This is a genomic window from Streptomyces solincola (assembly GCF_002982015.1).
GTDB classification, from domain to species: Bacteria; Actinomycetota; Actinomycetes; order Streptomycetales; family Streptomycetaceae; genus Streptomyces; species Streptomyces solincola.
This window is the reverse complement of record NZ_PVLV01000410.1, coordinates 1-9,037: the sequence shown is the minus strand read 5'-3', so window position 1 is coordinate 9,037 and position 9,037 is coordinate 1. Positions and strand designations below refer to the sequence as shown.

Here is a 9,037-nt window from a genome sequence, read left to right as displayed (position 1 = left end):
AGCCGGAGGTGGCGAGGGAGAGGAGCCGGGGAGGGGGCCGGGGCTCACGGCGTCCGGCATCCCGCTGCCGGACGGCGCACGCACGTTGGAGAGCTCTCTCCCGTGACTCCGCGACGTCCGTGGCACAGAGGTTGGGAGAGCGCTCTCCGAGAGTGGCGGCAGGTACGGGCACTGTCAACGGTCGTGCGGCAACCTCTGCTCGACGTCCGGTGCCCGGCCTGAGCCGCGCATGCCGGGCGCACTGTGCCGCGCGTCACACCGGCAGTGGCGTGATTTCGCGGTTGCGGGTGGCGTACGCGAGAGGAAGCCGGGTATCCGCACCGCCGTGGCCGCATCCGCGGCACCCGTGCCGGAACCTGCGCTGCGGAAGGCGATGCACATGACCCTGACGACGGACGGGACCACGGACCGGGATGCTCCGGCCGCGCTGGTGACCGCCAGCGTCGCCTATGACGGCGACCCCTCCTGTATCGCCGAGGCCCGTGACTTCGCCGCCGCCTTCCTGGACCGGGTGAGCGAGCAGCGCGACCGCGAGGTGTCGTCCCGGGCCTTCGCCGTCACCCAGCTCGTCGTCAGCGAGCTGATCACCAATGTCTGCAAGTACGCCCCGGGCCCCTGCGTCCTGGATCTGCGCCTGGCCGGCCGTATGGTCGAGATCTCCGTGTGGGACTCCGACCCCGTGCTGCCGCTGCCGCGCACCCCGGAACCGGGCCGGGTCGGCCAGCACGGGCTGGAGATCGTGCTGGCCGTGAGCCAGGGCTACGAGGTGCGCCGCGAGCCGGTCGGCAAACGTACCCGCGCGCTGATCGCACTCCAGGACGACCCCGCCGGGGCTCCGGCCGGCATGACCCCGGGCGTCGACTGAGCCGGGCGCACGGTCGCGTTCCGGTCGGGAAGTGGGACCGCTGAGCCGTACGGGGCATGGAACCACCCCTTCGGGGTATCCGGGTCGGGCCCGGCCAAGGGCACCGACGTAGAGGAGACCACCGTGCTGATGGCCCACCCCGCGATCCTGAGCGACCTCGTGAAGGAGTACGAGACCCTGCGCACGCTCAACGCGCAGAACGCCGTCAGCACCGAGGTGCGCCGTCGCATCGAGGACGTCACCTACACCCTCTGCGTCTCCACCGGCACCCGCGACGCCGACAGCGCCCTGGCCGTGGCACGCAAGCAACTCGCCGCACGCCGCCAGGACGACGTGGCCCTGGAGGCGTGAGCCCCGGCGCCTGCCCGGCCATGCCGCGCGCTATCGCGCACCGTCCCGCGGAATCCTGACGTGCGGTCCGGGGGAAGCCCTGCTTCCCTGGTGGGTGCTGGTTCATCCCGTTTCCGAGGAGGCCGTGATGAGTACCGCAGACGAGGCGCGAGGCCGGGTCCGCCAGATGCGCGACAAGGCGCAGGAGCTGGACCGGGCGGCCGAGAGCGTCGACGACCAGCACGAGCAGCAGAGGCTGCGTGACAAGGCCCGCCGCCTGAGGGACCAGAGCGACCAGGAGGCCGCGATGGCGAGCGGGGACATCGACCCGATCATCTGACCGCGTCCGACGAGCGCGTGGCACGGCAGCCGGGCTGCCGTGCCACGCGGCTCGTACGGACGGCGTTGCCACGTTTCGGCCGCGCCGTTCACGCGCGCGGGCAACCCCCCCGGTGGGCAACCCCGGGCGGGCGACTTCCGGCTTTGGCAACCGCGGCCGGGCAACCCAGGTGGGCAACCTCGGGCGCACGCGAGGCCCGCCTCATCGGTGCGAAGCGGTCCTCCTGGTCCGTGACTTCCTGGGCCGGGTGCGCGGAGCCGGGTGCCGTGCGCCGGTCGACGTGCGCTGTCGTCGGGGCCCGGCGTGGAAGGGGCGACGGGGGGTACGCGGTGGCGAACCTCCGGCGGGGACCCGCGGGACGGACGCAACAGACGCGAGAGGCGGGCGATCCATGTCTGCGACCCTGACCCGGGTGCTCGGAGCGGCCACCGCCGCGTACGGCCTGGCCATCACGGCGAAGCCGGCACTGCTGGCCCGGCCCTGCGGCCTGGTGGACGAGAAGGGCGAGGTACCCGGGCCGACCGCTCTGCTGATCAGGGCCGTCAGCGCGCGCGACACGGCGATCGGCGCCGCCATGGCGGCCGCCGGAGACCGCGGTGCGCGGCGGTTGGCCACCGGCAGCCGCATCGTGTCGGACCTCTCGGACGCGGTGGTCTTCGGCACCATGCTGGAGGAGTCCGACAAGCGGCGGAAGGTCATCGCCTTCGCCGTGACCTGGGGCGCCCTGTGCGCCGCGGCGCTCTATGCCTCCGAGCGGGACTGAGCCGGCCAGGCTGGGGATGGACGGCGGCGGGAGTGCCCACCCAGGTGGGTGCGCCCGCCGCCGTCTGCGGGGGTCGCCCCGCTACCAGCGGTCGCGGTGGACCACCTCGGAGACCGGACGGCGGCGCACCGGGCCGAAGTTGCCGAGCGGCCAGCCGACCGGGACGGCGGCGAAGGTGTTCATGTCGGCCGGAATGCCGAGCGCCTTCTTCCACTCGTCCTCCAGCATCAGGTGCCAGATGGTGATGTTGGCGGCCAGGCCGAGGCCGCGCGCGGCGAGCAGCAGGTTCTGCACCCCGGGGTAGACGCAGGAACCCTCGGCCAGGGCCTGGAAACGCACCTGGCCGGCGACCATCCTCTCGCCGGCGTCCGCGCCCAGCGCCGCCGCGGAGGCCCGCAGCCCCTCCTCCTCGACGCGCGGCGGCGGGAACTGGTAGCAGGGCACGATCAGCGCCGGGGTGTCGGCGAAGTGGTCGCGCTGGTACTCGATGGCGGCGACCATCCGCCGGTACGCCCCCTCGTCCATGCCGGTCGGGGCGTACTTGCCGGTGGTCGCCAGATAGGCGTCCACACACCGCCGCCAGAGCGGGGCCAGCTCCGCCATGACCCCGCGGTCGGTGACGACGACGTACTCGAACCGCTGCATGTTGCCGCCGCTGGGGCCCCAGACGGCGGCCTGGACGAGCTGGTCGAGCAGCTCGTCCGGCACCGGGTCCGGCTTGAGGCGGCGCATGGCCCGCATGGTCGACATGGTGGTGAGCAGCCCGGGTTCGCCCGCGGGTGCGTCGGTCCGGGCCGACGGCGTGGTCGCTTCGGAGGTCATGATCGCGAAGTGTAGGCCGGGAGGGTGACGCGGGGGAGGGGCGGCCGACCACCCGTCAGAACGCCGTGTGCCGCGCGGCTCCGTCACGGGTCCACACCCGCAGGTACGGGGCGGCGTCCGGCAGCCGGTCCGGCGCGGTCAGCACCAGGGTCGCCAGGGCTGCGGCACCGTCCAGCGACGAACCGGCCGGCGGCACCAGCCGGGCGTCCGGTCGCGCGGCGCGCACCGCCTCCCGGAACGGCGCCGCGAGCAGCTCGCCCGCCCGGAACAGGCTGCCGCACCACGACACCACCGGCTCCGTCCCGGGTCCCGACTCCGTCCCGGGTCCCGGCTCGGTCGGCAGGGCGGCGACCACGGTATCCGCGAGGTGCTCCGCGGCCCGCCGCCACACGGCCCGGGCCGTCGGGTCGCCGTCCTCGGCGGCCGAAGCCACGTCCGGGGCGAAGGCCGCCATCCGGCCGGCCACGTCCCCGTGCGGATACAGCCGGGCGGGCCAGCCTTCCGGGGATCCGAAGCGCTGGACGGCCGCCGCCAGCAGGGTCGCCGAGCCGTCCGCCCGACCGTCGTGGGCGCGCAGCGCGGCCCGCAGCCCCGCCTGCCCGATCCAGGCTCCGCTGCCCGCGTCGCCCAGCAGATGGCCCCAGCCGTCCCGGCGGACCCAGCGCTTGGCGAAGTCCGTGCCCAGCGCCACCGCGCCGGTGCCCGCGGCCACCACGGCGCCGGGCCGTACGCCGAGGGCGCCGACGTAGGAGGTGACGACGTCGGCGGCGAGCACCACCCGGTCGGCGCCCAGGAGTTCGGCGAGGCCCCGGCAGAGCGCCTCCGGGTCGGCGGTCAGCCCGAGCAGCCCGCTCAGACCGACGCCCACCGCGGCGACCGGCGGGAGGCCGCCCGGCCGGGCGGCGCGCTCCTGCCGCAGCGCCTCCGCCAGCCCGGTGAGCAGGGAGCCGGTGTCGATGCCGTCGGCTCCGACGGTCCGGCCCGGAGCCGGCAGTTCGACCCCCGGCGCGTCCGCCCGCGGGCCGCCGGGCAGCAGCCGCACCCGGGTCCCGGTGCCGCCCACGTCGACCGCGGCCACCGCCCCTCCCGCCGGGAGCGGACCACCGCCGGCCGGAAGGGCCGCGCCGGTCGCGGACCCCGTGTGCCCATCGCGTTCCATGCCGCGGAACCTACCGGCGTCCCGGACCCGTCTCAACGGACCCGCCTCAACGGACCGGTCGCGGCGGCGCCGGGCCTACGCCGGACCAGCGGACCGGTGGCCGTGTGCCCGAGGGCGACGGGCCGGCCCCCGTTCCCCGGGGCTCTGATCGGCCGGCGTGCCCATCCGCGGGCCCGTGCGCTCCGAACGAGTGGTGTGACCACGTCGACAACACCCCCTCAACGCCGATGGCGCGCCAGGTCCCTGCGGCCACTGCTCGCCGCCCTGTCCGGCCTGCTGTCCGGGTACGCCGCGCTGGCCGTCGCCGAACTGGTGGCCGGTCTCGTCCGCCCGGGCACCGGACCGGTGACCGCGGTCGGCGGCGCCGCCATCGACCGCACCCCAGCGCCCGTGAAGGACTGGGCGATCCGCACCTTCGGCGAGAACGACAAGCTCGCCCTGCTGTGGGGCATGGCCGTCGTGATCGCGGTGCTGGCCGCGGCACTGGGCCTGCTGGCCGGACGGCACCGCCCGGCCGGTGTGGCGGGCATCCTGCTGTTCGGCCTGGTCGGGGCCCTTGCGGCGACCGGCCGTCCGGACTCCGACTCCCTCGCCGACGCCCTTCCCTCGCTGGCCGGTGCGGTGGCCGGTGCGGCGCTGCTCCACCTGCTCAGCGGCCGGCTCCCCGCCCCGCGACGAGCCGATGCCCCCGGCGCCGGAGATACCGGTGACCAGGACGGGGGCTGGGACCGGCGCGGTTTCCTGGTGGCGGCGAGCGCGGCGGCCGCCGCGTCCACCGGCGCGGGCGTGGCGGGCCGGCTGCTCGGCGGGCAACAGGCCGAGGACGCGGTCGCCTCGCGCGCCGCCGTGTCGTTGCCCGCGCCCGGAGCCCCGGCCGACCCGCTGCCCCGCGGCGCCCAGCTCCGGGTCCCCGGCGTCTCCCCGTTCACCACGCCCAACAAGGACTTCTACCGGGTCGACACCGCCCTGGTCGTGCCCAAGGTGGACGCCGGCGCCTGGCGGCTGAAGATCCGCGGGGAGGGCTTGCGCAAGCCGCTGACGCTCTCCTTCCAGGATCTGCTGAAGCGCGAGCTGATCGAGCGGGACATCACTCTGACCTGCGTCTCCAACGAGGTCGGCGGCCCCTACGCCGGGCACGCCCGCTGGATCGGCGTACGCCTGGCCGATCTGCTCGGCGAGGCCGGGGTACGGCCGCCGTCCAAGGGCGGGCGAGCCGACCAGCTCGTGTCCCGGTCGGTGGACGGGATGACCATCGGCACCCCGGTGGAGGACGTGATGGACGGCCGGGACGCGATGCTCGCGGTCGGCATGAACGGCGAGCCGCTTCCCTTCGTCCACGGCTTCCCGGTCCGGATGGTGGTCCCCGGGCTGTACGGGTACGTCTCGGCCTGCAAGTGGATCCAGGACATCGAGCTGACCACGTTCGACGCGTACGACGCCTACTGGGTGAAGCGGGAATGGGCCGCCAAGGCCCCGATCAAGACGCAGTCGCGGATCGACACGCCGAAGCCGTTCGCCCGCCCGGCGGCCGGGACCGTGATGGTCGCCGGGGTCGCCTGGGCCCAGCACCGGGGCATCGAGCGGGTCGAGGTGAGGGTGGACGACGGGCCGTGGCAACGGGCCGACCTCGCGCCCGTGCCGTCGACCGACACCTGGCGCCAGTGGTCCTTCCCCTGGCAGGCGACGCCCGGCTCGCACACCCTGACCGTGCGGGCCACCGACGGCACCGGTGAGACGCAGACCGAGAAGCGCACCCGCACCATCCCCGACGGGGCGAGCGGCTGGCACTCGGTGGTCGTCATGCCGGAATGACGGCGCCACCGCCCGGAAGCAGACGGGCCGGCGCCCGCGAACAGGCAGGCCGGCGGCCGTAAGCGGAGGGGCCGGTGACGGAGTCCTCCGACTCCGTCACCGGCCCCTCTCGGCGTACCGTCTCCGTGCCCGCCTGCCTGTCGGCCTCCCGGCGTACCGTCTCCGTGCCCGCCGGCCTCCCAGCCTGCCGCCGTGCCCGCCGGCCCACCGCCCTCCGGTCTGCCGGCCCACTGGTCGGCCCACCGGTCGGCCGGCCCGCCGGCCCACCGGGCCGCCCGCTCGGCTCAGGTCGGGAAGGACATCACCATCAGCGGACCGGTGGTCGGCTCGGCGGAGCCGCCCAGCGGCTCGACGGTGACGCCGACGCCGCTCGCGCCGTCCACCCCGCCCTGCATCACCGACGCGCCGTCCGAGGAGACCAGACCGGCCGGCCGCATCGCGCCGTCGTCGTCGAACCAGAGCTGGTAGGTCTTGCCGGCCGGCGGCTTCGGCAGCCCGGAGGCCACGAAGACCGCGCTGTTGCGTTCCCGGGAGACCACCACGGTCGCCCGGGTGCCGCCCTCGGTGGCACCGGTGACCGTGCGGGCGTCCGGCGCGGAGAGCACCGCGGTCAGCCGGTCCGCCTGGTCCTGCGCGGCGCGGGCCTGCTCGCTCGCCTCGTCGGCTCGCTGGTACTGCCAGGCAGCCACCCCGCCGAAGCCGACCGCCGCGGCGACGCAGGCGGCCAGCACCAGCCGGGGCAGAGCGCGTCCGCGCCGGACCGGCGAGACGGCGGACGCACCGCCGCCGGGCACCAGCGGCGGCAACTGCCGCACGCTGTCGATGCCGGCCAGCACCGCCGCCTTCATCCCGGGTGGCGGAGCCGTCGCCGCGGACACGCCGAGCCGGGCCGCCGTCGCGGTCAGCTCGCGCACCTCCTGGGCGCAGGCCGGGCAGGTCTCCAGATGCCGCTCGAACGCGTCCCGCTCGTCGTCCGGGAGGGCGTCGAGCGCGTAGGCGCCCGTGGGGGCGTGCAGGTGTTCGTCGCTCATGCGCTCACTCCCATGCAGTCGCGCAGACGGATCAGGCCGTCCCGCAGCCGGGTCTTGACCGTGCCCAGGGGCGCCGACAGCGAGGCGGCCACCTCGCGGTAGGTGTATCCCCGGTAGTACGCCAGCGTCACCGCCTGGCGCTGAAGCTCGGTCAGCGAACGCAGGCAGCGGCGCACCTGCTCGCTCTCCAGCCGCACCGCCACCTCCTCGCTCACCTCGTCGTAGGCGGGCATCTGCTCCCGCTGGGCGCTGCGCTGCTCACGGTCGCTGGCGGCCTGCTCGGAGCGGACCCGGTCCACCGCGCGCCGGTGCGCCATGGTCATCACCCAGCTCATGACCGAGCCCCGGTCGGCCTGGTAGCGGGCGGCGCTGCGCCACACCTCCACCATCACCTCCTGGGCCACCTCCTCGGACTGCGCCGGATCCCGCAGCACCCGCAGCACCAGCCCGAACACCGGCCCGGCCAGGGCGTCGTACAGGGTGGAGAAGGAGTCCTTGTCGCCGGCCGCGACCTGGCCGAGGATCTCGGCGAGGTCCGGCTCCCGCCGCTGCGGTCCGCCGATGTGCGCGATCTCTCTCACCGTTCACCCGCTTCACCAGCGCGGCACGGTGCGTGTGCAGCGCCCATCCGGTCGCCCATGGGCCCAACCCTCTTCCAGCGTTCGTGCAGGCCGCGGGCCGTGGGGCGGCCGCCTGCGGTCGTGTCGTCGTCGTACTACGCCAGTCTTTCGTAGCGGTCGGGCTCGCGGATGGGTTCGGCCCCCGTCCGTCTGTCTGAAGTGCCCGGGCGAGGCGCTCCGGGGCCGCTCGTACGCAGGTCGAGGGCCCCTCTCCTCGCCGTTATCGGTCCGTTACCGAACTCGGCCAATCCGCCGTGCGGGGGGCCCCGAATGCCGGGTGAGAGGGCCGCCGAGGCCCGCCGCCGGCGGAACTGACACCCGCCGTCCCGGACCGGCCCGCAGCCGCTCGCCCAGCGCCCAGGCGCCGGGCGCCACGACCTTCCCGACCATCGCACACCGTTCCTGAACAACCCGACACCGACCGACATTTCGGGACTCATGTCTCGGAAGGCCTCTGTTCTTCGAAGGAGAACGACGATGTTCACCATCCGCTCCCGCCGCATCCTCTCCGCCGCCGCCGTGGCGGCCGCGCTGCCGCTGGTCCTCACCGGCTGCGGCATGGACGACAAGGGCGACTCCGGTTCGGGCTCCGCCGCCTCCACGAGTGCGTCCCCCTCCATGGAGGAGTCCTCCAGCGCCGCGATGCCGATGGACAAGCCGTTCGGCCCCGCCTGCGCGTCGCTGCCCACCTCCGGTGAGGGCAGCGTCGAGGGCATGGCCGACGACCCGGTGGCCACCGCTGCCTCCAACAACCCCGCGCTCTCCACCCTGGTGTCCGCGGTCAAGAAGGCGGGCCTGGTCGACACCCTCAACAACGCGCAGAACATCACGGTGTTCGCGCCGACCAACGAGGCGTTCGCCAAGATCCCGAAGGCCGACCTGGACAAGGTCCTCAACGACAAGGCGATGCTGACCAAGATCCTCACCTACCACGTGGTGGGCCAGAAGCTGACGCCGCAGCAGCTCGAGAACGGCTCCTTCGACACCCTGGAGAAGAGCAAGCTGACGACCTCCGGCTCGGGTGAGTCCTACACCGTCAACGACAGCGCCAAGGTCGTCTGCGGCAACGTCCCCACCGCCAACGCCACGGTCTACATCATCGACAGCGTGCTGATGCCGAAGATGTGAGGCGGCACCGGGGCGACCCGGGGCACGGACCGGTGACGACGTCCTGGGGAAGGGAAACGTCGTGTGCCGACAGGGCCCGGCCGGACGCCGGGGAGGACGGACGCGCGATATGGGTTCGGTCGCGCGTCCGGCCCCCGGTTCCGCCGGGCCCGCCCCCGTGCCCGGCG

At 74.6% G+C, this 9,037-nt stretch carries 10 protein-coding genes; 6 read left to right on the top strand and 4 right to left on the bottom strand.

Annotated elements, in window-relative coordinates:
• The first annotated feature begins 379 nt into the window (after positions 1-379).
• The 4 genes from C6N75_RS23300 (at position 380) to C6N75_RS23285 (ending at position 2,298) form a co-directional block, all read left to right on the top strand.
• On the top strand, positions 380-865 hold the full coding sequence (locus C6N75_RS23300) for an ATP-binding protein (RefSeq protein ID WP_105870858.1): 486 nt from the start codon (positions 380-382) through the stop codon (positions 863-865).
• A 123-nt stretch (positions 866-988) separates the two neighbouring features.
• A complete protein-coding gene (locus tag C6N75_RS23295) occupies positions 989-1,216 on the top strand; it encodes a DUF5133 domain-containing protein (protein WP_105870857.1) in 228 nt (75 codons plus the stop codon).
• Positions 1,217-1,343: 127 nt separating this feature from the next.
• On the top strand, positions 1,344-1,535 hold the full coding sequence (locus tag C6N75_RS23290; RefSeq protein WP_105870856.1) for a DUF6381 family protein: 192 nt from the start codon (positions 1,344-1,346) through the stop codon (positions 1,533-1,535).
• 391 nt (positions 1,536-1,926) lie between these two features.
• On the top strand, positions 1,927-2,298 hold the full coding sequence (locus C6N75_RS23285) for a hypothetical protein (RefSeq protein WP_105870855.1): 372 nt from the start codon (positions 1,927-1,929) through the stop codon (positions 2,296-2,298).
• 81 nt (positions 2,299-2,379) lie between these two features.
• Here C6N75_RS23285 and C6N75_RS23280 read toward each other — a convergent pair whose 3' ends face one another.
• The gene (locus tag C6N75_RS23280) at positions 2,380-3,120 is read right to left on the bottom strand and encodes a nitroreductase family protein (RefSeq protein WP_105870854.1); all 741 of its coding nucleotides are present in this window, start codon (positions 3,118-3,120) and stop codon (positions 2,380-2,382) included.
• 55 nt (positions 3,121-3,175) lie between these two features.
• Entirely contained in the window at positions 3,176-4,198 is a 1,023-nt protein-coding gene (locus tag C6N75_RS23275) for an N-acetylglucosamine kinase (RefSeq protein WP_219852900.1), read from the bottom strand.
• A 276-nt stretch (positions 4,199-4,474) separates the two neighbouring features.
• Between C6N75_RS23275 and C6N75_RS23270 the strand changes: the two genes are divergently transcribed.
• Positions 4,475-6,091 carry a molybdopterin-dependent oxidoreductase gene (locus tag C6N75_RS23270; RefSeq protein WP_105870852.1) on the top strand — a complete coding sequence of 539 codons (1,617 nt, stop codon included), beginning with the start codon at positions 4,475-4,477 and terminating at the stop codon, positions 6,089-6,091.
• A gap of 284 nt (positions 6,092-6,375) precedes the next feature.
• On the opposite strand, the gene C6N75_RS23265 is transcribed toward C6N75_RS23270, so the two are convergent.
• Both C6N75_RS23265 and C6N75_RS23260 read right to left on the bottom strand, forming a co-directional pair.
• Complete coding sequence (locus C6N75_RS23265) at positions 6,376-7,122, bottom strand: anti-sigma factor (protein ID WP_105870851.1); 747 nt, start codon at positions 7,120-7,122, stop codon at positions 6,376-6,378.
• Positions 7,119-7,703: a sigma-70 family RNA polymerase sigma factor gene (locus C6N75_RS23260; protein ID WP_105870850.1), complete on the bottom strand. Its 585-nt coding sequence runs from the start codon at positions 7,701-7,703 to the stop codon at positions 7,119-7,121. The genes C6N75_RS23265 and C6N75_RS23260 overlap by 4 nt, the downstream gene beginning before the upstream one ends.
• Before the next feature lie 516 nt (positions 7,704-8,219).
• On the opposite strand from C6N75_RS23260, the gene C6N75_RS23255 reads away from it, so the two are divergent.
• The gene (locus C6N75_RS23255) at positions 8,220-8,870 is read left to right on the top strand and encodes a fasciclin domain-containing protein (RefSeq protein ID WP_105870849.1); all 651 of its coding nucleotides are present in this window, start codon (positions 8,220-8,222) and stop codon (positions 8,868-8,870) included.
• Positions 8,871-9,037 lie beyond the last annotated feature (167 nt).

Coding starts and splice junctions, on each gene's coding strand:
- C6N75_RS23300 (WP_105870858.1), top strand. CDS start 380: ATGACCCTGACGACGGACGGGACCACGGACCGGGATGCTCCGGCCGCG.
- C6N75_RS23290 (WP_105870856.1), top strand. CDS start 1,344: ATGAGTACCGCAGACGAGGCGCGAGGCCGGGTCCGCCAGATGCGCGAC.
- C6N75_RS23285 (WP_105870855.1), top strand. CDS start 1,927: ATGTCTGCGACCCTGACCCGGGTGCTCGGAGCGGCCACCGCCGCGTAC.
- C6N75_RS23280 (WP_105870854.1), bottom strand. CDS start 3,120: ATGACCTCCGAAGCGACCACGCCGTCGGCCCGGACCGACGCACCCGCG.
- C6N75_RS23265 (WP_105870851.1), bottom strand. CDS start 7,122: ATGAGCGACGAACACCTGCACGCCCCCACGGGCGCCTACGCGCTCGAC.
- C6N75_RS23255 (WP_105870849.1), top strand. CDS start 8,220: ATGTTCACCATCCGCTCCCGCCGCATCCTCTCCGCCGCCGCCGTGGCG.